We start from the raw sequence: 22,099 nt of genomic DNA, 5'->3' as shown, positions 1-22,099 counted from the left end.
ACAGCCTCCCCGGTTCGTTTGTGGGATGTGAGTGAGAAGAACCAGGAACGGAAGCGGACCGCGCGAGAGCGGCTCCAGCAGGAACGTGAGTCGGAGAAGGCGCGTGAGAGGCGCCGGCGGCTCCTGATCGTGTCGGCGGCGGTGGTGGCCGTGCTGGGCCTGGCCGCCGTGGTCGGCGTGATCGCCGCCAACTCCGGGAAGGACGACAGCGGCTCCGATGCCGGTCCCCTCCTCGCGCCGGCAGGCGTGCAGGGCAAGGACCGGCTCGCGATCCCGGTGGGCGCGAGCGACGCCCCGTCCACGCTCACGGTGTGGGAGGACTTCCGCTGCCCGGCCTGCGCCAGTTTCGAGAACGGCTTGCGGGACGCGATCCACGAGCTCGAGCAGGCGGGTCGGATCAAGGTCGAGTACCACCTCGCCACCATCATCGACGGGAACATGGGCGGCAGCGGTTCGCTGCGCGCGGCGAACGCCGCGGCGTGCGCTCAGGACGCCGGAAAGTTCGCTCCGTACCACGACGTGCTGTACCAGAACCAGCCGCCGGAGACGGACGACGCCTTCGCCGAGAACAGCAGGCTGATCGAGCTGGCCGGCAAGGTCGACGGTCTCGACACCCCCGCCTTCCGCAGCTGTGTCCAGGAGGGCAGGCACGACAGCTGGGTCGACAAGTCGAACACCGCGTTCCAGAACGGCGGCTTCCGCGGCACGCCGACCGTGCTGCTCAACGGGGAGTCCGTCTTCCCGCAGAAGGGCTCCGAGCAGATCTCCGTGGCCAACTTCAAGAAGTGGGTCGAAGAGGCGAACAAGGGCAAGAAGCCGGGCACCCAGCGGTCCACACCGAGCCCGGGTTCGTCCTCTTCCTGACCGCTTCGGGGCGGCCTCCCGGGTGCGTCCGGGGCGCGGCTCGTTATCCAGACGTTGCCGGGTGGGTTGTCGCACGTCCCACCCGGCAGGGTAGCGTCGGTGCTGCCATGGATATTGCCTACATTCCCAGCCCGTCGACCGGAGTGATCCATCTCGGACCGCTCCCGCTGCGCGGCTATGCCTTCTGCATCATCATCGGTGTCTTTGTGGCCGTCTGGTACGGCAACAAGCGCTGGATCGCGCGGGGCGGCAAAGCCGGCACCGTGGCCGACATCGCCGTCTGGGCGGTGCCCTTCGGTCTCGTCGGCGGCCGGCTGTACCACGTGATCACCGACTACCAGCTGTACTTCAGCGAGGGTGAGAACTGGGTCGACGCCTTCAAGATCTGGGAGGGCGGCCTCGGTATCTGGGGCGCGATCGCGCTGGGCGCGGTCGGCGCCTGGATCGGCTGCCGCCGCCGCGGGATCCCGCTGCCTGCCTGGGCCGACGCCCTGGCACCCGCCATCGCCATCGCGCAGGCGATCGGCCGCTGGGGCAACTGGTTCAACCAGGAGCTGTACGGCAAGGAGACGGATCTGCCGTGGGCCCTCAAGATCACTGAGGGTACGAACCGCGAGGCGGGCCTCTACCACCCGACGTTCCTGTACGAGTCCCTGTGGTGCATCGGCGTCGCGGTGCTGGTCATCTGGGCCGACCGCCGCTTCAAGCTGGGCCACGGCCGGGCGTTCGCGCTGTACGTCGCGGCCTACTGCGTGGGCCGGGCCTGGATCGAGTACATGCGGGTCGACGAGGCGCACACCATCCTAGGGCTGCGCCTCAATGTGTGGACCTCGATCGTGGTCTTCGTGCTGGCGGTGACGTACATGGTCATCTCGGCGCGACTGCGGCCGGGGCGCGAGGAGATCGTCGAGCCGGAGCCGGCGAAGGCCGGTACGGCGAAGCCGGACGCCGACTCCGAGGACAAGGCCGCTGCCGAGGACTCGGCGCAAGCGACGGAGGACGCCTCGGACGTGGACGCCTCGGACGTGGACGCGGAGTCGGCCAAGAAGGGCTGACCGCGGACCACACGCACGGTGCAAGGCCGCCGGGACCGAGAGGTCCCGGCGGCCTTCGCGTTTCTCAGAGGGCTTCGCGCCGAGCGAGGGAGAGGGTCCGTTGCGCCGCGGCCACGACCGCGGCATCCACGAAACGGCCGTCCGGCAGGGCCAGCGCGCCCTCGTCCGTGGCGGCCGCTTTGACGATCTCCTCCGCCGCCTCGATCTCCTCGGGTGTGGGCCGGAACGCCCGCTCGATGACCGGGAGTTGGTGGGGGTGGATGGCCGCCCGGCCCAGGAAGCCGAGGGAGCGGCCGTGGGCGCAGGAGGCGTAGAGGGCGTCCAGGTCGCGGATGTCGGGGAAGACGGACTGGATGGGTGGCGGCAGCTGCGCGGCCCGGGCGGCGACCACGATGCGGGTGCGCGGCCAGTCGAGGCCGGCACCGTCCCGTACGCCGAGGTCGGCGCGGAGGTCGGACTCGCCGAGTGCGATGCCGTGGACGGCGGGGTGGGCGGTGGCGATCGCGTACGCGTGCTCGACGGCGAGCGCGGATTCGAGGAGGGGGTAGAGGGGGAGGTCCGGTGCCCGGGCCGCGATCTGCTGAATGTCAGTGGCGTATGCGACCTTGGGGATACGCAGAGCACGGAGGCCCGGGAGTCCGGTGAGGGTCTCGATGTCATGGGGGGTGTTGATGCGGACATGGACCGGGAGGGGCTGGGGCGAGGCGAGGAGTTCGGCTGTGGCGTCCAGCGCGTACTCCTTGCGGCCGGGGGACACCGCGTCCTCCAGGTCGACGATCACGACGTCGGCGCCGGAGGCGAGGGCCTTGCGTACGACCTCGGGCCGGTCGCCGGGGGCGTACAGCCAGGTGAGGGGGGTGGTCATACGGCCCCCTGGGTGCGCAGTGCGGTGATGTCGGCCTGGGACAGGCCGAGTTCGGTGAGGACCGCGTCGGTGTCTGCGCCGTGCGGGCGGCCCGCCCAGCGGATGGCGCCGGGGGTGTCGGAGAGGCGGAAGAGGACGTTCTGCATACGGAGGGGGCCGAGTTCGGGGTCCGGGACCTCGGTGACGGTGTCCAGCGCTTGGTACTGGGGGTCTTCCATGACGTCACGGATGTCGTAGATCGGTGCGATCGCCGCTTCGGCCTTCTCGAAGGCGGCCATGGCGTCGTCGCGGGTGTGGCGGGCGATCCAGCCGCCGACCGCCTCGTCGAGTACGTCCGCGTTCTCGGCGCGGCCGCTGCCGGTGGCGAACCACGGCTCGTCGATCAGCTCGGGGCGGCCGACGAGATGCATGACGCGTTCGGCGATGGACTGGGCCGAGGTGGAGACGGCCAGCCAGCAGCCGTCGGCCGTGCGGTAGGTGTTGCGCGGGGCGTTGTTGCGGGAGCGGTTGCCGGTGCGCGGCTGGACGTAGCCGAGCTGGTCGTACCAGAGGGGCTGCGGGCCGAGGACGGTCAGGATCGGCTCGATGATCGCCATGTCGACGACCTGGCCGCGGTCCGTCGCGGTGCGGGCGGTGAGTGCGGTCATGACGGCGTACGCGGTGGCGAGCGCCGCGATCGAGTCGGCGAGGCCGAACGGGGGGAGGGTGGGCGGACCTTCGGGTTCGCCGGTGATGGATGCGAAGCCGCTCATCGCCTCGGCGAGGGTTCCGAAGCCGGGGCGGTGGGAGTACGGGCCGAACTGCCCGAAGGCGGTGACGCGGGTCAGGACGAGACGGGGGTTGGCGCTGCTCAGCTCGTCCCAGCCGAGCTGCCACTTCTCCAGGGTGCCGGGGCGGAAGTTCTCGATGATCACATCGGCGGTGGTGGCGAGGCGGAGGAGGGTCGCGCGGCCGCCCGGGGTGGAGAGATCGAGGGTGACGGTGCGCTTGTTGCGGCCGAGCAGCTTCCACCAGAGGCCGACACCGTCCTTGGCGGGGCCGTGGCCGCGGGAGGGGTCGGGCCGGGTGGGGTGCTCGACCTTGATGACCTCGGCGCCGAAGTCACCGAGCATGGTGGCGGCCAGCGGGCCGGCGAAGAGGGTGGCCAGGTCGAGGACGCGCAGTCCCTGCAGGGGAGTTCCGGGGGCTGTGGTCATGAGGCGTCGATCTCGGTGCGGTACGGCATGGAGGTGGAGGCTCCTGGGCGTTGGACACAGAGTGCCGCTGCGGCGGAGGCCCAGATGAGGGCCTGCTGTACGGGGCGGCCCTCGCCGAGTGCGACGGCGAGGGCGCCGACGAAGGTGTCGCCGGCCGCGGTGGTGTCCACGGCGGTGACATGGGGTGCGGGGACGGTGAGTGGCTCGGCTCCCCGGCGGGCGTACAGGCTGCCCGCCGAGCCGAGCGTGATCACGACCTCGGGGACCTGACGCAGCAGCGCCTCGGCGGCGGCGGGCGGGTCGGCGATCCCGGAGAGGGTGGCGGCCTCGTGCTCGTTGGGGACCAACAGGTCGGTGACGGCGAGGAGTTCGGGAGGGAGGGGCTGGGCGGGGGCGGGGGTCAGGACGGTGCGTACGCCGTGGCGGCGGGCGGCTTCGGCGCCGCCGAGCACGGCGGTGAGGGGGAGTTCGAGCTGGAGGAGCAGGGTGTCGGCGGTGGCGATGAGGGCTTCGTCGCCGGGGACGAGGGAGGTGACGGTGCCGTTCGCGCCCGGGATCACGACGATGGAGTTGCCGCCTTCGTCGTCGACGACGATGTGCGCGGTGCCGGAGGGGCCCTCGGCGGTACGGAGGAGGTCGTCGTCGACGCCGGAGGAGACGAGCGTCCGCCTCAGCCGTACGCCGAAGTCGTCCGAGCCGACCGCGCCGATCATCGCGACGTCTCCGCCGGCGCGGGCGGCGGCGACGGCCTGGTTGGCGCCCTTGCCCCCGGGGATCGTACGGAACTCACGACCCGTGACGGTCTCTCCGCGTTTCGGCGCGTGCGCGACGTACGCGACGAGGTCCATGTTGGTGCTGCCGAGCACCGCGATGCCTGTCATGGGCGGAGTGCCTCCTGGTGGGTGAGGTGGGCGAGGGTGTCGAAACCGATGCCCGCGAAGCCGGGGACGGAGGTGGCGAGGCGGTTCTTGAGGGGCGCGGTCCAGCGGTCGGGGAGTGCGTCCGGGTGGCCGGCGAGCAGTCCGGCGATGGAGCCGGCGGTCGCGCCGTTGGAGTCGGTGTCCCATCCGCCGGACACGGCACGGCAGATGGAGCCGGTGAAGTCGCCGTCGGCGTGGGTGAGGGCGGCGGCGAGGAGGGCGGCGTTGGGGATGACGTGGACCCAGTGGTGGTGGCCGTAGATGGCGTGGATGAGGTCGACCGCCTGCTCGAAGTCCGGTTCCTTGTGTGCGGTGTCGATGCCGAAGCGGATGGCTTGGGCGAGGCGGGAGCGTGGCGGGATGACGGACAGGCCGGTCCGCAGGCACTGGTGGATGTCGCTGCGGCCGCCGGCGGCGGTGGCGATGGTGGCCGCGACGAACATCGCGCCGTAGATGCCGTTGGCGGTGTGCGTGAGCGACGCGTCGCGGTACGCCTGCGCGGCGGCGGCCGCGGGGTCGCCCGGGTGTGTCCAGCCGTGGATGTCGGCGCGGATGGCGGCGCCGATCCACTCCCGGAAGGGGTTGCGGTGGCGGGCGGTGAGCGGGGGCTCGATGCCGGAGAGGAGGTTGCGGTAGGCGATGCGCTCGGCGGTGAAGGTACGGCCGGCGGGGAGCTCGTCGAGCCAGAGCCCGGCGAGCTGGGCGGTGGTGAAGTTCCTTCCGTGGCGCTGGAGGAGGAGCAGGTTGAGGAGGGGGTAGTTGAGGTCGTCGTCCTCGGGCATGCCGTCGATGTTCTCGGCGAGGGAGGTACCGGCGGACCGGCGGTTCCAGGGGTGCGCGGCGGCGAGGTCGGCGGGGAGGCCCTTGGCGGTGAACCAGCTGTTGAGGGGCCAGTTGCCGGTGGCGCGGGCGAGGTCGCGGATGGCGCTGAGGGGGAGCTTCTCGACGGGCTTGCCGAGCAGGCACCCGACGGCGCGGCCGAGCCAGGCGGCGTGCAGGGGGTGCTGTTCCCCCACCCCGCCCCTTCCGTCCCGGTCGCGCGCTGAGGGCCAGTTCGGGCAGGACGTCACGATCATGGCCAGGTCCGTTGGCTCCTCCGTCGTCAACGGGGAAGGCAGCAGCGACAGTTCGGCCAGCAGTTCGACCGCGAGGGTGCGCAGGTGCGGGGGAGCCGGGGTGGGGGAGGCGCCGGCTCGGGGTGGGGCCGGGTGGCCGCCCGCCGTCTGCCACCTTGCGCGGATCTCGGTCGCGTCGCGGCCGTCCTCCTCCGCCTGGCGCAGTTCGTGGCCGAGGAGGTCCTCCGGCTGGACCCAGGTGAGGCGGAGGTCCGTCATCGTGCCACCGTCAGACGGGCGAACGCCGACTCGTGGGCGCGGCGGCGTTCCCTGTCGCGGGTGAAGATCTCGCGGGTGACCGCGGTCAGTTCCGCCGCCGGGGCGTGCAGGTCCAGGCGGCTCGCCTCGGCGACCCCCTTCGCCCAGTCCGCCGGGACCGCCGACTCGCCGTGGAGCGCCCCCGCGATCGCCCCCGCCATCGTCGCGATCGAGTCGCAGTCCCGTCCGTAGTTGACCGAGCCCAGGACCGTACGGCGGTAGTCGCCCCCGCCCACCAGAAGCATGCCGAGCGCGATGGGGAGCTCCTCGATGGAGTGGAGACGGGACGGGCGGCGGGCCGCGAGCGTCGGGGCGCGGTAGTCGGGGCCGACCGTGTCGAAGGGGGCGACCGCGACCCGCAGCGGTGCCATCGCCGACTCGAAGTCCGAGTGGTCCGCCGCGACTTCGGCCACCGCCTCGATCGCCGAGGCCGTGCCGTCCTTGGCCAGCGACAGACAGCTGTCGATGACCGAGGCCGGCGTCGCGCCCGGGAGGCAGGCCGCAGCGACCGCCGCCGCGAAGACGCCCGCCGCCTCTCGTCCGTACGAGGACTGGTGCGCGCCCGCGACGTCGATGGCCTCGGCGTATGCGGCGGCGGGATGCGCCGCGTTGACCAGGCCCACCGGCGCCATGTACATCGCCGCGCCGCAGTTGACGATGTTGCCCGCACCGGCCTCGCGCGGGTCGTTGTGCCCGTAGTGCAGGCGCGCGACGATCCACTTCTCGGCGAGGAAGACCCGCTGGAGGGGGAGCGCCTCCGCTTCCAGCTCCGGGATCCAGCGGGGGTTCGACATCAGGTCGGGGACCAGATGGTCGGCGACCGCGTAGGCGTCGATGTGGTCGCGGACGGTGGCGTACACGCGGATCAGCGCGTGGGTCATGAGGGTGTCGTCGGTGATGTGGCCGTCGCCCTTGTGGTACGGCGCGATGGGGCGGGCGGTACGCCAGGCATCGCCGTTCCACGGGCCGACGATGCCGTGGACGCGGCCGCCGTGCCGTTCCACGATCTGCTCCGGGGTGTAGCCCTCGACCGGGCCGCCGAGTGCGTCACCGACAGCCGCTCCGATGAGGCTGCCGGCGATCCGGTCATCGAGTGCGAGTGTCGTCTCGAGTGTCGTCGTCATGCCGGAATTGTCCACCCGGGGCGGTCAGTTCCGTGTGTGCGAGCAGCCCGGCGAGTTCGACCAGATCCGTACCCGCGAGCCGGGGGAGCGCGCAGCCGGCCAGGATGCGGCAGGCGTCGCGCCAGGTGCCGGGGACGGAATCGCCGCCGCCGAGCGCCCCGGTCAGGGCGCCGGCGAGGGCGGGGGCGGAGTCGGCGACGCGGGAGAGGCAGGCGGCCGCGGGTACGGCTTCGCAGACCCGGCCACGGGCGGCGGTGGCGAGGGCGAGGGCGACGGGGACGGTCTCGGCGGCGGCGATGCCGTAGCTGTAGACGTGGTCGACGATCTGGTGCTCGAGGAGGGGTACGAGTTCGAAGGCGCCGTGCGCGTCGCGGGCGAGCTTGACGGCGTGCTGGGCGTTGCGGCCGATCTCGGTGGCGGCGGGGAGTTCGGCGAGGGCGGCGTCGACGGCGTCGTCGACGGGCGCGCCGCCGAGGGCGACGGCGACGGCGGCGGCCATGGCGCGGGCGCCGTGCACTCCGTCGCCGTCCTGGGTGTAGCGCGCGTCGAACTCGGCGAGCGCTGCGGCGGCGGCCGGGTCGCCGGGGTGGACGACGGCGAGGACGACGGCGCGTACGCAGGCGGCGTCGTCGAAGTAGTGCGGGTTGTCGTGGCCGGTGGCGGGCGGGCGCAGTCCGGTGGCGAGATTGCCGAGGCCGGCGCGTACGGAGATCCGGGCGCGGAGAGGGAGTACGGCGGACTCGACCTCGGGGGCGCGGTCGGCGGCCGCGGCGACCTCGCTGGCGAGGGAGTTCCAGGCGAGGGCGACGGCGGCGCGCATACGGCGGCCGGGGGCGAGGCCGGAGAAGAGGTCACCTGCCGCGGTGAGCACGGTCTCGGCGGCGAAGGCGGCCCACTCGGCGTCGTCGGACGGGCCGAGGCGGAGGGTTCGGGGGGCTGGTTGAGGGCGATGGGGACGGGGAGGGTGGTGGTTGCGTTCTGCTCGGCGAAGGTGTCGAGCTCGCGGGTGAGGCGGCGGGTCCACTCGGGCATCCGCGCGGCCCGGTGCCGCGCGGCGGGCCACCCGGCGGCGTCCCCGGCGGCGAGCCCGAGGAGGAGGCCTTCGATGGGCCGGGGAGGGGTGCGCCCGGTGGGGTGGTGTTCCCTCGGCCCGCCCGTTCCTGAAACCGGGGGGAGGGCCTCCGGCCCCGCGGTGGTGCCCGGCGCTTCCCGCGAGGGCGGTGTCGTGTCCTGGGCGTGCCCGCACTCCCCGGGCGCGCTCGGCGATTCCCGCGTGCGCCCACGCCCGTCGGATTCCCGCGTGCGCCCACGCCCGTCGCTCGGCGGCAGGCCTTCCGGGCGTGGTGCCTGCCCGCTCTCGGGCCTCATGCGCCGGCCTGGGGTTCGTCGTCCGGGGTCAGCAGTTCCGCGATGTCCAGGACATGGTGGCCGCTCATCGAGGGCAGGCAGCTGCCGCGGACCGGGCCGATGGCCGAGGACCATTCGGGCGGGATCGCTGCGGCCCCGGACATCGCTCCCGCCAGCGCTCCCGCCACTGCCGCCGTCGTGTCCGCGTCGCGGCCCATGTTGACCGCGGTGAGCACCGACGTACGGAAGTCTCCGCGGGCCGCCGCGAACGCGCCGAACGCCAGGCCCACCGCCTCCGGCGCCAGGTCCGTCCACGGGTAGCCGCCGATCACGACCGCCGAGCGGACCGCACGCTCCATCGCGAGCGTGTCCGTGTGGGTGTGCTGGGCCGCCACGACCGCGCGGCGCAGCGAGCGGGCCGTCCAGGAGTCCATCGGGACCACGGACAGCGCCGCGCCGATCACCCCCGCCGGGCCCGCGCCCGCCATCGCCGCCGCGACTCCCGCCGCCACCGCCTGGCCGCCGTAGATGCCCTCACCGTCGTGGCTGACGCTGCCGTCGATCGCGACGAGCCGTGCCGCCTCCGCCGGGTGGCCCGCCGCGAAGACGCCGAACGGCGCCGCGCGCATCGCCAGGCCGTCGCTCCAGGCGTGCCGGTGCTGGGCCGAGATGGGGGCCGCGAGCCCGCGCCGGAGGTTTTCGAGGGTGCCGCGTTCGCTGAAGCCCGCACCACGGAACGGGCCTTCGTCCAGGTCCGCGATCCAGTGGTGCCATGCCTTCTCGACATGCGAGACGGTCAGTGCCGAGCCGTGCCGGGCGAGCAGCAGGCCGGAGAAGATGGCGTACTCGGTGTCGTCCGTGCCCGCCGGGTCGTCGCTCACGAAGCCCTCGATACGGCCCCAGCGCCGGCGGATCTCGGACGGCCGCATGTTCTCCGCGGGGGCGCCGAGCGCATCGCCCACCGCGAGGCCGAGCAGTGCGCCGCAGGCCCGCTCGCGGAGCACCGCGGCCGTCGGGGGCGCACCGGGTGCGGGGCCGGCTGACTCGGCGGCCTGGGCGGAGTCGGCGGACTCGGCGTGGGCGGGGCCGGCCGGATCAGCGGGATTGCATGCAATCAACTCCATGAGGCGGGGCCCTTTCGCGCGCTCCGAGCCTGTTCATGCATCCCTGCCACATGTGGCGCGTGACGAGTCTGAGAAACGTGTCTGTCACCCGTTCCGCCACCCGCCCGAACCCAGGTAAGTACGGCCTGCCTTGCTGGCGGACCCCTTACGTCGTGCGTATTTTCGAGGGTGTTGAGGGGGAGCGGGACCACAGGGCCCGCTGCTGAGAAGGGGAGAACTGTGTCCATCATCGAAACCGGAGCGACGCTCCACGAGGCGCACCGCGACAATCACACCCACCGTGATGTGAACGGCGGCTGGCTGCGCCCGGCGGTGTTCGGCGCGATGGACGGGCTCGTCTCCAACCTGGCGCTGATGACCGGTGTCGCGGGCGGCGCGGCCTCCCAGCAGACCATCGTCATCACCGGCCTGGCCGGACTCGCGGCGGGAGCCTTCTCCATGGCGGCGGGCGAGTACACGTCCGTGGCCTCCCAGCGTGAGCTCGTCGAGGCCGAACTCGACGTGGAGCGGCGGGAGTTGCGCAAGCATCCGGTGGACGAGATGGAGGAGCTGGCCGCCCTGTACGTCGCGCGCGGCGTGGAGCCAGTGCTCGCTCGCGAGGTGGCGATGCAGCTCTCCAGGGATCCCGAGCAGGCGCTGGAGATACACGCGCGCGAGGAGCTCGGCATCGACCCGGACGACCTGCCGTCGCCGACCGTCGCCGCGGTCTCGTCCTTCGGCTCGTTCGCACTGGGCGCGCTGCTGCCCGTACTGCCGTATCTGCTCGGCGCGGCCGCCCTGTGGCCGGCGGTGCTGCTGGCGCTGACCGGGCTCTTCGCCTGCGGTGCCCTGGTGTCCCGGGTGACGGCGCGCGGCTGGTGGTACAGCGGGCTGCGCCAGCTGGTCCTCGGCGGGACCGCGGCCGCGCTCACCTTCGGGCTGGGTTCGCTGCTCGGTGCCGCGGTCTGACCGGCGGTCCTCCCCGCTTGTGACGTACGCCCCTGGCCGGAATCACCAAGTCGGTGGGACACTATGCGTGGCGCCACATAAGTAGCCGTTACCCGGCGGTTTCGAGTCCTTAACCACCGGGCATGAGCCGTAGGCGCTGCGGGCAATGAAGCCTGCTCTGCGACGGGCTCGCGGACATCGATCTGTCCGGCTGTGACCCACCTCCACCACTTTGCGTGGTGTCCGCATGCTGGAACGGACTATCCGCTTTTCGAGAAGCGTTCCATCATGTAACCTGCACGAAATTTCGCGGAGGGCCAACGTCGTCCCTCGATAATCGCTCCCCCGGACGTGGTCCGGGAGGGCATACGACGACGACGGGAGAGCCGATGCGTTCCGACGCCTGGTCGCCCATGGACGGTCGCCCCGCCCCCCAGGGGCTGTACGACCCCCGTAACGAACACGACGCATGCGGCGTCGGGTTCGTGGCCACCCTCACCGGTGTTGCCAGCCATGAGCTGGTCGAACAGGCGCTGACCGTCCTGCGGAATCTCGAGCACCGCGGTGCCACCGGCTCCGAGCCCGACTCGGGTGACGGCGCCGGCATTCTGCTCCAGGTCCCGGACGCCTTCCTGCGCGAGGTCAGCGGTTTCGAGCTTCCCGAGGCCGGTTCGTACGCCGTCGGAATCGCCTTCCTGCCGGCCGATGAGAGCACTGACGCCGTCTCACGCATTGAGACGATCGCCGCCGAGGAGGGTCTGACCGTCCTCGGCTGGCGCGAGGTCCCGGTCACCCCGGATCTGCTCGGCAGCGGCGCCCGCGCCACGATGCCCGCCTTCTCGCAGCTCTTCGTGTCGGACGGCGGTACGAGCAAGGGCATCGCCCTCGACCGCAAGGCCTTCGTGCTGCGCAAGCGCGCCGAGCGCGAGGCCGGTGTCTACTTCCCCTCGCTCTCCGCCCGCACCATCGTCTACAAGGGCATGCTCACCACCGGTCAGCTGGAGCCCTTCTTCCCGGACCTCTCCGACCGGCGCTGCGCCACGGCCGTCGCGCTCGTCCACTCGCGCTTTTCCACGAACACCTTCCCGAGCTGGCCGCTCGCCCACCCGTACCGCTTCGTCGCGCACAACGGCGAGATCAACACGGTCAAGGGCAACCGCAACTGGATGAAGGCCCGCGAGTCCCAGCTCGCGTCGGGCCTCTTCGGTACGGACCAGCTCGACCGGATCTTCCCGGTCTGCACGCCGGACGCCTCCGACTCCGCCTCCTTCGACGAGGTGCTCGAACTCCTCCACCTCGGCGGCCGCTCGCTGCCGCACAGCGTCCTGATGATGGTTCCCGAGGCGTGGGAGAACCACGAGTCCATGGAGCCGTCGCGCCGCGCGTTCTACCAGTACCACGCCACGATGATGGAGCCCTGGGACGGCCCGGCCTGTGTCACCTTCACCGACGGCACCCAGGTCGGCGCGGTCCTCGACCGCAACGGTCTGCGCCCCGGCCGCTACTGGGTCACCGACGACGGACTCGTCGTCCTCTCCTCCGAGGTCGGCGTCCTCGACATCGACCCGGCGAAGGTCGTCCGCAAGGGCCGTCTCCAGCCCGGCAGGATGTTCCTCGTCGACACCGCCGAGCACCGCATCATCGAGGACGACGAGATCAAGTCCACCCTCGCCGCCGAACAGCCCTACAAGGAGTGGCTGGAGGCCGGCGAGATCGAGCTCGAGGACCTTCCCGAGCGCGAGCACATCGTCCACACCCACGCCTCGGTCACCCGCCGCCAGCAGACCTTCGGATACACCGAGGAGGAGCTGCGCGTCATCCTCGCGCCGATGGCCCGTACCGCCGGCGAGCCGCTCGGCTCCATGGGTACGGACTCCCCGATCGCGGCCCTGTCCGAGCGCCCCCGGCTGCTCTTCGACTACTTCACCCAGCTCTTCGCGCAGGTCACCAACCCGCCGCTGGACGCCATCCGCGAGGAGCTCGTCACCTCGCTGCGCTCCTCGCTGGGACCGCAGGGCAACATCCTGGAGCCGACCGCCGCGGCCTGCCGCAGTGTGACCCTGCCCTTCCCGGTGATCGACAACGACGAGCTGGCCAAGCTCATCCACATCAACGCCGACGGCGACATGCCCGGCATGACCGCCGCGACGCTCTCCGGTCTCTACCGGGTCAGCGGCGGCGGCAACGCCCTCGCCGCCCGTATCGAGGAGATCTGCGCCGAGGCCGACGCGGCCATAGAGGACGGCGCCCGCCTGATCGTCCTCTCCGACCGCCACTCGGACGCCGAGCACGCGCCGATCCCCTCGCTGCTGCTCACCTCCGCCGTGCACCACCACCTCATCCGCACCAAGCAGCGCACCCAGGTGGGCCTGGTGGTCGAGGCCGGCGACGTCCGCGAGGTGCACCATGTCGCGCTCCTCATCGGTTACGGCGCCGCCGCGGTCAACCCGTACCTCGCGATGGAGTCGGTGGAGGACCTGGTCCGCGCCGGCACCTTCATAGAGGGCCTGGAGCCCGAGAAGGCCATCCGGAACCTGATCTACGCGCTCGGCAAGGGCGTTCTGAAGGTCATGTCCAAGATGGGCATCTCCACCGTCGCCTCCTACCGCGGTGCGCAGGTCTTCGAGGCCGTCGGCCTCGAAGACGCCTTCGTGGAGAAGTACTTCAACGGCACCGCCACGAAGATCGGTGGAGCCGGTCTCGAGGTCGTCGCCAAGGAGGTCGCCGCCCGGCACGCCAAGGCCTACCCCGCCTCCGGCATCTCCGCCACGCACCGTGCGCTGGAGATAGGGGGCGAGTACCAGTGGCGCCGCGAGGGCGAGCCGCACCTGTTCGACCCGGAGACGGTCTTCCGGCTGCAGCACGCCACGCGCTCGCGCAGCTACGACATCTTCAAGAAGTACACGGACCGGGTCAACGAGCAGTCCGAGCGCCTGATGACGCTCCGCGGCCTCTTCGGCTTCAGGTCCGACCGTCCCGCCATCTCCGTCGACGAGGTCGAGTCGGTCTCCGATATCGTCAGGCGCTTCTCCACCGGCGCCATGTCGTACGGCTCCATCTCCAGCGAGGCGCACGAGACCCTCGCCATCGCCATGAACCAGCTGGGCGGCAAGTCCAACACCGGTGAGGGCGGCGAGGACGCGGACCGGCTGTACGACCCGGCGCGCCGCTCCTCCATCAAGCAGGTCGCCTCCGGCCGCTTCGGTGTGACCAGCGAATACCTGGTCAACGCGGACGACATCCAGATCAAGATGGCGCAGGGCGCGAAGCCCGGCGAGGGCGGCCAGCTGCCCGGCCACAAGGTCTACCCGTGGGTCGCCAAGACCCGGCACAGCACCCCCGGTGTCGGTCTGATCTCCCCGCCGCCGCACCACGACATCTACTCCATCGAGGACCTGGCTCAGCTGATCCACGACCTCAAGAACGCGAACCCGGCGGCGCGTATCCACGTGAAGCTGGTCTCCGAGGTCGGCGTCGGCACGGTCGCCGCGGGTGTCTCCAAGGCGCACGCGGACGTCGTCCTCATCTCCGGCCACGACGGCGGTACGGGCGCCTCGCCGCTCACCTCGCTGAAGCACGCGGGCGGCCCCTGGGAGCTCGGCCTCGCCGAGACCCAGCAGACCCTGCTGCTCAACGGCCTGCGCGACCGTATCGTCGTGCAGACCGACGGCCAGCTGAAGACCGGCCGCGATGTCATCATCGCCGCGCTGCTCGGCGCCGAGGAGTTCGGTTTCGCGACCGCGCCGCTCGTCGTCTCCGGCTGCGTCATGATGCGCGTCTGCCACCTGGACACCTGCCCGGTCGGCATCGCCACGCAGAACCCGGTGCTGCGCGACCGGTTCTCCGGCAAGGCCGAATACATCGTCAACTTCTTCGAGTTCATCGCCCAGGAGGTCCGCGAGCTCCTCGCCGAGCTGGGCTTCCGTACGATCGAGGAGGCCGTCGGCCACGCCGAACTGCTCGACACCGAGCGGGCCGTGCACCACTGGAAGGCGCAGGGCCTCGACCTCGAGCCCCTCTTCTACGTCCCCGAGCTGCCGGACGGCGCCGTACGCCACCAGGTGATCGAGCAGGACCACGGTCTGGAGAAGGCCCTCGACAACGAGCTGATCGAGCTCGCCGCCGAGGCGCTGAGCGCGGCCTGTGCCGAGGACGCCCAGCCGGTCCGCGCACAGATCGCGATCCGCAACATCAACCGCACGGTCGGCACCATGCTCGGCCATGAGGTGACGAAGAAGTTCGGCGGTGCGGGTCTGCCCGAGGACACCGTCGACATCACCTTCACCGGCTCGGCCGGCCAGTCCTTCGGCGCGTTCCTGCCGCGCGGTGTGACGCTGCGGCTGGAGGGCGACGCCAACGACTACGTGGGCAAGGGCCTCTCCGGCGGCCGCGTCATCGTCCGCCCGGACCGGGGCGCGGACCACCTCGCCGAGTACTCCACCATCGCGGGCAACACCATCGCCTACGGTGCGACCGGCGGCGAGCTGTTCCTGCGCGGCCGCACCGGCGAGCGGTTCTGCGTCCGCAACTCCGGTGCCACGGTCCTCTCGGAGGGCGTGGGCGACCACGGCTGCGAGTACATGACCGGGGGCCGCGCGGTGGTGCTCGGCGAGACCGGACGTAACTTCGCGGCCGGTATGTCCGGCGGTATCGCGTACGTCATCGACCTCGACCGCGACAACGTCAACGTGGGCAACCTCGGCGCGATCGAGGCCCTCGACGACTCCGACAGGCAGTGGCTGCACGATGTCGTGCGCCGCCACCAGGAGGAGACGGGCTCGACCGTCGCGTCGAAGCTGCTGGCCGACTGGTCCGCCGCGGTGGACCGGTTCAGCAAGATCATCCCGACCACGTACAAGGCAGTGCTCGCCGCCAAGGACGCCGCTGAGCTCGCCGGTCTCTCCGAGCAGGAGACCACCGAGAAGATGATGGAGGCGGCGACCAATGGCTGACCCCAAGGGCTTCCTGACCACCGGCCGAGAGGTCGCCGAGACCCGCCCCGTCACGGAGCGCCTCAAGGACTGGAACGAGGTCTACGTTCCCGGTTCGCTGCTGCCGATCATCAGCAAGCAGGCCGGGCGCTGCATGGACTGTGGCATTCCGTTCTGCCACAACGGCTGTCCGCTGGGCAACCTCATCCCCGAGTGGAACGACTACGCGTACCGCGAGGACTGGTCCGCGGCGAGCGAGCGGCTGCACGCGACCAACAACTTCCCGGAGTTCACCGGGCGGCTGTGCCCCGCGCCGTGCGAGGCCGCGTGTGTGCTCGGCATCAACCAGCCGGCCGTCACCATCAAGAACGTCGAAGTCTCGATCATCGACAAGGCGTGGGACAGCGGCGATGTCACCCCGCAGCCGCCGGAGCGCCTGTCCGGCAAGACGGTCGCGGTCATCGGCTCGGGCCCGGCGGGTCTGGCCGCCGCCCAGCAGCTGACCCGGGCGGGTCACACGGTCGCCGTGTACGAGCGCGCGGACCGCATCGGCGGGCTGCTGCGGTACGGCATCCCCGAGTTCAAGATGGAGAAGGTGCACATCAACCGGCGCATCGAGCAGATGCGGGCGGAGGGCACCAAGTTCCGTACCGAGGTGGAGATCGGCCGCGACATCGACGCGGCGAAGCTGCGCAGGCGGTACGACGCGGTGGTCATCGCGGCCGGCGCGACGCTCTCGCGCGATCTGCCCGTCCCGGGCCGTGAGCTGACCGGCGTCCACTTCGCGATGGAGTACCTGCCGCTCGCCAACAAGGTGCAGGAGGGCGACTTCGTGGCCCCTCCGATCACCGCCGCGGGCAAGCACGTCGTGGTCATCGGCGGCGGCGACACCGGCGCGGACTGCGTGGGCACGGCGCACCGGCAGGGGGCGGCCTCGGTCACCCAGCTGGAGATCATGCCGCGCCCGGGCGACGACCGCCCGACGGGCCAGCCGTGGCCGACGTTCCCGATGCTCTACAAGGTCACCTCGGCGCACGAGGAGGGCGGCGAGCGGGTCTACTCCGTCTCCACCACCCACTTCGAGGGCGACGAGGACGGCAACGTCCAGTTCCTGCACCTGATCGAGGTGGAGTTCAAGGGCGGCAAGCTGGAGCAGAAGCCCGGCACGGAGCGGAAGATCCCGGCGCAGCTGGTCACCCTGGCGATGGGCTTCACGGGCACGGACCAGGCCAACGGCCTCGTCTCCCAGTTCGGCCTGGAGCTCGACGAGCGCGGCAACGTCGCGCGCGACGCGGACTTCGCGACGAACGTCAACGGCGTGTACGTCGCGGGCGACGCGGGGCGCGGCCAGTCGCTGATCGTCTGGGCGATCGCCGAAGGACGCTCGGCAGCGCGGGGTGTGGATCGTTTCCTGACCGGTGCGAGTGAGTTGCCGGCTCCGATTCGTCCCACGGACCGTGCGCTGACGGCGTGATGACTGTTTGACCCCTTATACGGTCCCGTACAACGGCGTACGGGCTCGGGTTGGTCCGGGGCTCCGGACCCCCGTACCGCGGCGCTCGCCCTGTCCCCGACCGGACACTGGGTGGGCGCCGCGGCGCGTTCGGGCTCAGACACGGCCTTAAGCGGCCCCGGGGAAGTCCGGGCGGCGTCGCGGGCCGATGGCTGTCGCCTGGCTGCGTTGTCGTCAGTCGCCGACGCTCCGCGTGGACTCTCCCCCTGCCTTCGGCGGGGGGACCCCCATCCTCCGCCTTGCCAGACTCGGCCCTCCCCCGTAGCCCTGCGGGCACGGGAGGTACCCCCACCTTCACCCACCCGGACTTCCCCGACACCGCTCAGGGCGAATGCCCGTCGTCCGTGCCCGTCAAGGGACTTGGCGACTCCCGCCTCTCGTCCCGACAGCGGTGACGTAATCTGCTCACTCCAGGACGAACGGAGCCCCGCATGGCGGCCATCAGCCTCCGCAAGGTCGAGGAGACCGCCCCCGCGCTCGTCAGCCTCTACAAGAGCGCCGGCGTCTCCTTGGAGAAGCACCGGCTGAGCGGGGAGCGTGCGGCCGTCTATCTCGTGCTCGACTACTCCGGCTCCATGAAGGAGTACTACAAGGACGGCAGCGTCCAGGCACTCGCCGACCGCGTCCTGTCCCTGTCGGCCCATCTCGACGACGACGGCCGGGTGCCCGTCGTCTTCTTCTCCACGGACATCGACGCGGTCACCGACATCGCCCTGGACAACCACCACGGGCGGGTCGACGAGATCGTGGCGGGCCTCGGGCACATGGGCAGGACCAGCTACCACCTCGCCATGGACGCGGTCATGGACCACTACGTCGACAGCGGCTCGACCGCGCCCGCGCTCGTCGTCTTCCAGACCGACGGCGGCCCGATCAGCAAGCACGCGGCGGAGCGCTATCTGTGCAAGGCGGCCAAGCTGCCGCTGTTCTGGCAGTTCATCGGCTTCGGCAACAAGCGCAGCTCGCAGTTCGACTTCCTGCACAAGCTCGACGAGCTGGCCGTACCCGCCAAGCGCCCGATCGACAACGCCGGCTTCTTCCACGCCGGACTCGACCCGCGGCAGGTCCCGGACGCCGAGCTGTACGACCGGCTGGTCGCCGAATTCCCGCTCTGGCTGGCCGCCGCCCGCGCGCAAGGGATCGTGCGGTGACGCTACGGGTGCTGCGGGCGGCCGACCGTACGGCCGTGCCCTGGAAGAACGGCGGGGGAGTCACCCGGGAGATCGCCGCCTCCCCCGAAGGCGCCTCGATGGACGCCTTCGACTGGCGGGTCAGTCTGGCGGATGTGGCCGCGGACGGGCCGTTCTCCGCGTTCCCCGGCGTCGACCGGACCCTGACCGTGGTCGAGGGGGCAGGGATGGACCTCATGGTGGGCGGCGAACACCACATCGTCGACGAGCAGTACTGGCCCCATGACTTCCCCGGGGACCTGGAGACCGACGGCCGACTCCTCGAAGGCCCGGTCGTGAATTTCAATGTGATGTACCGAAGGGGGCATACGCAAGCGGCGACCGCGGTCGTACGCGGCACCCTCCGGCTCATGGTGCCGCAGGGCGGTGCGGTGCTGGCTGTCGCACTCGAGGACGGTGCCGTGCTCGACGGGCAGGGCGTCGAACTCGCCCGCTACGACGCGGTGTTGGTGACCGGCGAGTCACCGGGCGTACTCCGGACGCAGGGGTATGCGGTGGTGGTCACGCTCTCGGTCCGGTGAGCGGTGCTACGCCGCCCCGGGTGTCCAGTGGTTGTGCACCTGCGCGATCTTCGGGGGTCCGCCGGTCCGGGGGAAGCCAAGACCCTGGGCGACCGGCATCATCACGGTGGTGAACTTGTCCATGGCCGCCTCGGACTCCCACAGGTCGAAGATCTCCAGGCCCGAATCGGATGCTACGCAAACGTGCGAGAGACACCCGGCGAAGGTGTCGCCCGGCAGGGCCTGCAATTCGCTGTTCAGCGTGTCGTACTGGTCTGTCGTGATGCCCGGCAGAGTGGCGTGCATGAAGATCGCCATCAGAAATCTCCTCGGGTGGCGGGTTCGGTCCCCCGCGCCGCCACGATGACGGCCCTGCCCTCTCCAGCAGACCACGTTCGCCCTGGGACGGCATCCGTGCGGCACCCGGATCCGAAACCCGACAGAAGATGTCGGGATTCTGGGGTTCGATGGCGTCATGACATCGAGTACAGGGACATCGAGTGCGGGGACCACCTGGGCAGATTTCCGGGCGGCGGAGCCGGCCTTCGCCGAGACCGTGCGGAAGCGGTTCCAGCAGTACAAGCATCATGTCCTGGCCACCCTCCGCAAGGACGGCTCACCGCGGGTGACCGGCCTCGAGGTGGACTTCCGCTTCGGTGAGCTGTGGCTGGGCATGATGCCGTACTCCCGCAAGGCGCAGGATCTTCAGCGCGATCCGCGGTTCGCGGTGCAGGCCAACCCCGGCCCCGACGACTCGATGGACGGCGGTGACGTACGGATCGGCGGGCGCGCGTTGGAGGTGACCGACCCGGAGGTGATGGCCCGGTTCGTGGCGGAGGCCAAGCCGCCGGAGCCGTTCCATCTGTTCCGCGTCGAACTGGACGAGGTGGTGCGGACGCACGTCGAGGGCGAGGAGCTGGTCGTAGAGTCCTGGCGGCCCGGCGGAGCGGTGCGCACCGTCCGGCGGCGCTGAGCCCTCCTCCGCTCATGTCCCCAGCACCCGCGCCCGGCACTGGGCGGGGGTGCCCCACGCGTCGCGCAACGGCCGTGCCTTGCGCAGCCAGAGCGAGAGATCGAGCTCCTCGGTGTAGCCGACGGCGCCATGCAGCTGGAGAGCTGTGCGGGCCGCGGCGTACGCGGCCTCGCCCGCACTCACCTTGGCGGCGGCGATATCGGCGGGGGCCATGGAGAGGGCGGCCCCGTAGAGCAGCGGGCGGGCGAATTCGAGCCCGATCAGAGTGTCGGCCAGCCGGTGCTTGACCGCCTGGAAGGAACCGATGGCGGTCCCGAACTGGGTGCGCTGCTTGACGTACGCGACGGTGCGGTCGAGGAGGGTGAGCCCGACGCCGAGGGCCTGCGCGGCGGTGGCGAGGGCGGCGACATCGGCGGCGTACGCGGCGACGGCGGCGACCTGCGGCCCGACGGCCAGGGCTGCGCCCTCGGGGCCCGGCACCGCCGACCGCCGCACGGGATCGACGGACCCCCGAAGAGGCCCGTGCCCGCGGGCTACCCGTAGCGTGGCCGATGCGCCGCCGGCCCGACCGCTGCCGCCCCCCGCCTCCACCACCAGCGTCACCGTCGCCGCGTCCGGGTCCAGCGCGTACGTGCCGCAGCCGTCCACCGCCAGTGTCAGGACCTCCTCGCCGCCCGCCACGCCCGGCAGCAGCCGCTTCGCGGGGGACGCGTCGCCCAGCTCCGCGAGGCGGGTCAGCAGCGCCGCTGCCGCGACCGTCTCGACCACCGGCCCCGGTACCGCATGGCGGCCCAACTCCACGAAAGCCACCACCAGTTCGACGGGGAGCGTGCCCACGCCCTCGTACGTCCGAGGGACCGCAAGCGCGAAGACCCCCGCCTCCGCCAGCCGGGCCCACACCTCGCGGCCCTGCGCGTGGTCGCCCATGGCCCACGCGCGGGCCGCCGACGGGACGTCCGACGCCGACAGCATCGCGTCCAGCGAGCGCGCGAAGGCCCGCTGTTCATCGGTGAGCAGAAAACGCATCAGCGGCGGCCCTTCGGAAGGCCGAGCAGCCGCTCGGCGATGATGTCGCGCTGGATCTCGTTCGTCCCGGCGTAGATGGGTCCGGCGAGCGAGAACACATATCCCTCCGCCCACTCACCGTCCGCCAGCTCCCCCTCCGCGCCCAGCAGATCGAGCGCGGTCTCGTGCAGGGCGATGTCGTACTCGGACCAGAAGACCTTGTTCAGGCTGGACTCGGCACCGATGGACTCGCCCGCCGCGAAGCGCGAGGCGCCCGCGCAGGTGAAGAGCTGATAGGCACGGGCGCCGATCACCGCGTCCGCGACCCGGTCGCGCAGCGCGGTGTCCGACCCGTCGGCCGACGCGCGCCACTGCCGTACGAGACGGTCCGCCGCGGCCAGGAAACGGCCCGGCGAACGCAGCGTCAGCCCCCGCTCGTCGCCCGTCGTGGACATCGCGATCCGCCAGCCCTGCCCCGGCTCGCCGATCACGTCCTCGTCGGGCACGAAGACCTGGTCCAGGAAGAGCTCGGCGAAGGCCGGCTTGCCGTCGAGACGGCCGATGGGCCGGAGGGTCACCCCCGGCGCCGACAGGTCGAACATCAGGTAGGTGAGGCCCTGGTGAGGCTTCGGCGCATCGGGATCGGTGCGGAAGATGCCGAAGGCGCGATCCGCGAACGCCGCCCGCGAGGACCACGTCTTCTGGCCGCTCAGCAGCCAGCCGCCCGCCGTCCGCACGGCCCGCGATGTCAGCGACGCGAGATCGGACCCGGCCTCGGGCTCGGACCAGGCCTGCGCCCAGATCACCTCGCCGCTCGCCATCGCGGGCAGCACCCGGGCCCGCTGCTCCTGCGTGGCGTGGTCGAAGAGCGTCGGGGCGAGGAGGCTGATGCCGTTCTGCGAGACCCGGCCGGGCGCCCCCGCCGCGTAGTACTCCTCCTCGAAGACCAGCCAGCTGAAGATGTCGACGCCCCGCCCGCCGTACTCGCGCGGCCAGGAGACGACCGACCAGCGGTCCGCGCGGAGCAGGGCCTCCCACGCGCGGTGGGCCGCGAAGCCCTCCTCGGTCTCCAGCGAGGGGAGCGGCTCGGCGGGCACATGCGCGGCGAGCCAGGCGCGGGCCTCGGCCCGGAAGGTTTCCTCGTCGGCACCGTGGTGCAGGTCCATTCGCGCATCCTTCCCTAACAAGTGTT

17 protein-coding genes and 1 pseudogene are annotated in these 22,099 nt (G+C 71.5%); 8 read left to right on the top strand and 10 right to left on the bottom strand.

The window, feature by feature from the left end; genetic code table 11:
- Nucleotides 1-27: 27 nt before the first annotated feature.
- On the top strand, nt 28-864 hold the full coding sequence (locus tag SLUN_RS09975) for a thioredoxin domain-containing protein (protein WP_108148151.1): 837 nt from the start codon (nt 28-30) through the stop codon (nt 862-864).
- A gap of 107 nt (nt 865-971) precedes the next feature.
- A complete protein-coding gene (gene lgt / locus SLUN_RS09970; RefSeq protein WP_108148150.1) occupies nt 972-1,919 on the top strand; it encodes a prolipoprotein diacylglyceryl transferase in 948 nt (315 codons plus the stop codon).
- A 64-nt stretch (nt 1,920-1,983) separates the two neighbouring features.
- Here the strand turns inward: lgt and SLUN_RS09965 are convergent, their stop codons facing one another.
- The 7 genes and pseudogenes from SLUN_RS09965 to SLUN_RS09935 form a co-directional block, all read right to left on the bottom strand.
- Nucleotides 1,984-2,784 carry an HpcH/HpaI aldolase/citrate lyase family protein gene (locus tag SLUN_RS09965; RefSeq protein WP_108148149.1) on the bottom strand — a complete coding sequence of 267 codons (801 nt, stop codon included), beginning with the start codon at nt 2,782-2,784 and terminating at the stop codon, nt 1,984-1,986.
- The gene (locus SLUN_RS09960; protein WP_108148148.1) at nt 2,781-3,980 is read right to left on the bottom strand and encodes a CaiB/BaiF CoA transferase family protein; all 1,200 of its coding nucleotides are present in this window, start codon (nt 3,978-3,980) and stop codon (nt 2,781-2,783) included. Before SLUN_RS09960 ends, SLUN_RS09965 begins: the two co-directional genes overlap by 4 nt.
- Nucleotides 3,977-4,861 carry a ribokinase gene (rbsK, locus tag SLUN_RS09955; protein ID WP_108148147.1) on the bottom strand — a complete coding sequence of 295 codons (885 nt, stop codon included), beginning with the start codon at nt 4,859-4,861 and terminating at the stop codon, nt 3,977-3,979. The genes SLUN_RS09960 and rbsK overlap by 4 nt, the downstream gene beginning before the upstream one ends.
- The gene (locus SLUN_RS09950) at nt 4,858-6,234 is read right to left on the bottom strand and encodes an ADP-ribosylglycohydrolase family protein (protein ID WP_108148146.1); all 1,377 of its coding nucleotides are present in this window, start codon (nt 6,232-6,234) and stop codon (nt 4,858-4,860) included. The genes rbsK and SLUN_RS09950 overlap by 4 nt, the downstream gene beginning before the upstream one ends.
- Nucleotides 6,231-7,397: an ADP-ribosylglycohydrolase family protein gene (locus SLUN_RS09945; RefSeq protein ID WP_108148145.1), complete on the bottom strand. Its 1,167-nt coding sequence runs from the start codon at nt 7,395-7,397 to the stop codon at nt 6,231-6,233. Before SLUN_RS09945 ends, SLUN_RS09950 begins: the two co-directional genes overlap by 4 nt.
- Nucleotides 7,360-8,765, bottom strand: a pseudogene (locus tag SLUN_RS09940) (ADP-ribosylglycohydrolase family protein). The gene SLUN_RS09945 and the pseudogene SLUN_RS09940 overlap by 38 nt, the downstream one beginning before the upstream one ends.
- The gene (locus tag SLUN_RS09935; RefSeq protein WP_217506047.1) at nt 8,762-9,868 is read right to left on the bottom strand and encodes an ADP-ribosylglycohydrolase family protein; all 1,107 of its coding nucleotides are present in this window, start codon (nt 9,866-9,868) and stop codon (nt 8,762-8,764) included. Before SLUN_RS09935 ends, SLUN_RS09940 begins: the two are co-directional and overlap by 4 nt.
- A 219-nt stretch (nt 9,869-10,087) precedes the next feature.
- On the opposite strand from SLUN_RS09935, the gene SLUN_RS09930 reads away from it, so the two are divergent.
- The 5 genes from SLUN_RS09930 (at nt 10,088) to SLUN_RS09910 (ending at nt 18,950) form a co-directional block, all read left to right on the top strand.
- Nucleotides 10,088-10,816, top strand: coding sequence for a VIT1/CCC1 transporter family protein (locus tag SLUN_RS09930; protein ID WP_108148144.1), 729 nt, complete (start codon nt 10,088-10,090; stop codon nt 10,814-10,816).
- Nucleotides 10,817-11,184: 368 nt separating this feature from the next.
- Nucleotides 11,185-15,747 carry a glutamate synthase large subunit gene (gene gltB, locus SLUN_RS09925; protein WP_108148143.1) on the top strand — a complete coding sequence of 1,521 codons (4,563 nt, stop codon included), beginning with the start codon at nt 11,185-11,187 and terminating at the stop codon, nt 15,745-15,747.
- On the top strand, nt 15,740-17,200 hold the full coding sequence (locus SLUN_RS09920; protein WP_108148142.1) for a glutamate synthase subunit beta: 1,461 nt from the start codon (nt 15,740-15,742) through the stop codon (nt 17,198-17,200). The genes gltB and SLUN_RS09920 overlap by 8 nt, the downstream gene beginning before the upstream one ends.
- Nucleotides 17,201-17,670: 470 nt before the next feature.
- Nucleotides 17,671-18,390, top strand: coding sequence for a vWA domain-containing protein (locus SLUN_RS09915; protein WP_108148141.1), 720 nt, complete (start codon nt 17,671-17,673; stop codon nt 18,388-18,390).
- Nucleotides 18,387-18,950, top strand: a complete 564-nt coding sequence (locus SLUN_RS09910; RefSeq protein ID WP_108148140.1) for a HutD/Ves family protein — start codon at nt 18,387-18,389, stop codon at nt 18,948-18,950. Before SLUN_RS09915 ends, SLUN_RS09910 begins: the two co-directional genes overlap by 4 nt.
- A 6-nt stretch (nt 18,951-18,956) precedes the next feature.
- Here SLUN_RS09910 and SLUN_RS09905 read toward each other — a convergent pair whose 3' ends face one another.
- Nucleotides 18,957-19,247 (bottom strand): hypothetical protein, encoded by a 291-nt coding sequence (locus SLUN_RS09905; RefSeq protein WP_108148139.1) that lies wholly within the window; start codon nt 19,245-19,247, stop codon nt 18,957-18,959.
- A 157-nt stretch (nt 19,248-19,404) separates the two neighbouring features.
- Between SLUN_RS09905 and SLUN_RS09900 the strand changes: the two genes are divergently transcribed.
- The gene (locus SLUN_RS09900) at nt 19,405-19,902 is read left to right on the top strand and encodes a pyridoxamine 5'-phosphate oxidase family protein (protein WP_108148138.1); all 498 of its coding nucleotides are present in this window, start codon (nt 19,405-19,407) and stop codon (nt 19,900-19,902) included.
- Between the two features lie 12 nt (nt 19,903-19,914).
- Here the strand turns inward: SLUN_RS09900 and SLUN_RS09895 are convergent, their stop codons facing one another.
- Both SLUN_RS09895 and SLUN_RS09890 read right to left on the bottom strand, forming a co-directional pair.
- A complete protein-coding gene (locus SLUN_RS09895; RefSeq protein ID WP_108148137.1) occupies nt 19,915-20,928 on the bottom strand; it encodes an acyl-CoA dehydrogenase family protein in 1,014 nt (337 codons plus the stop codon).
- Nucleotides 20,928-22,073 carry an acyl-CoA dehydrogenase family protein gene (locus SLUN_RS09890; protein WP_108148136.1) on the bottom strand — a complete coding sequence of 382 codons (1,146 nt, stop codon included), beginning with the start codon at nt 22,071-22,073 and terminating at the stop codon, nt 20,928-20,930. Before SLUN_RS09890 ends, SLUN_RS09895 begins: the two co-directional genes overlap by 1 nt.
- Nucleotides 22,074-22,099 lie beyond the last annotated feature (26 nt).

The organism is Streptomyces lunaelactis, assembly GCF_003054555.1.
Lineage (GTDB): Bacteria > Actinomycetota > Actinomycetes > Streptomycetales > Streptomycetaceae > Streptomyces > Streptomyces lunaelactis.
This window is presented reverse-complemented; position numbering and strand designations above follow the sequence as displayed.

Excerpts from the sequence above, each read along its gene's own strand:
- SLUN_RS09945 (WP_108148145.1), bottom strand. The coding sequence starts at position 7,397 with ATGACGACGACACTCGAGACGACACTCGCACTCGATGACCGGATCGCC.
- SLUN_RS09935 (WP_217506047.1), bottom strand. The coding sequence starts at position 9,868 with ATGGAGTTGATTGCATGCAATCCCGCTGATCCGGCCGGCCCCGCCCAC.
- SLUN_RS09920 (WP_108148142.1), top strand. The coding sequence starts at position 15,740 with ATGGCTGACCCCAAGGGCTTCCTGACCACCGGCCGAGAGGTCGCCGAG.
- SLUN_RS09895 (WP_108148137.1), bottom strand. The coding sequence starts at position 20,928 with ATGCGTTTTCTGCTCACCGATGAACAGCGGGCCTTCGCGCGCTCGCTG.
- rbsK (WP_108148147.1), bottom strand. The coding sequence starts at position 4,861 with ATGACAGGCATCGCGGTGCTCGGCAGCACCAACATGGACCTCGTCGCG.
- SLUN_RS09950 (WP_108148146.1), bottom strand. The coding sequence starts at position 6,234 with ATGACGGACCTCCGCCTCACCTGGGTCCAGCCGGAGGACCTCCTCGGC.
- SLUN_RS09915 (WP_108148141.1), top strand. The coding sequence starts at position 17,671 with ATGGCGGCCATCAGCCTCCGCAAGGTCGAGGAGACCGCCCCCGCGCTC.
- SLUN_RS09900 (WP_108148138.1), top strand. The coding sequence starts at position 19,405 with ATGACATCGAGTACAGGGACATCGAGTGCGGGGACCACCTGGGCAGAT.
- SLUN_RS09890 (WP_108148136.1), bottom strand. The coding sequence starts at position 22,073 with ATGGACCTGCACCACGGTGCCGACGAGGAAACCTTCCGGGCCGAGGCC.
- lgt (WP_108148150.1), top strand. The coding sequence starts at position 972 with ATGGATATTGCCTACATTCCCAGCCCGTCGACCGGAGTGATCCATCTC.
- SLUN_RS09960 (WP_108148148.1), bottom strand. The coding sequence starts at position 3,980 with ATGACCACAGCCCCCGGAACTCCCCTGCAGGGACTGCGCGTCCTCGAC.
- gltB (WP_108148143.1), top strand. The coding sequence starts at position 11,185 with ATGCGTTCCGACGCCTGGTCGCCCATGGACGGTCGCCCCGCCCCCCAG.
- SLUN_RS09905 (WP_108148139.1), bottom strand. The coding sequence starts at position 19,247 with ATGGCGATCTTCATGCACGCCACTCTGCCGGGCATCACGACAGACCAG.
- SLUN_RS09965 (WP_108148149.1), bottom strand. The coding sequence starts at position 2,784 with ATGACCACCCCCCTCACCTGGCTGTACGCCCCCGGCGACCGGCCCGAG.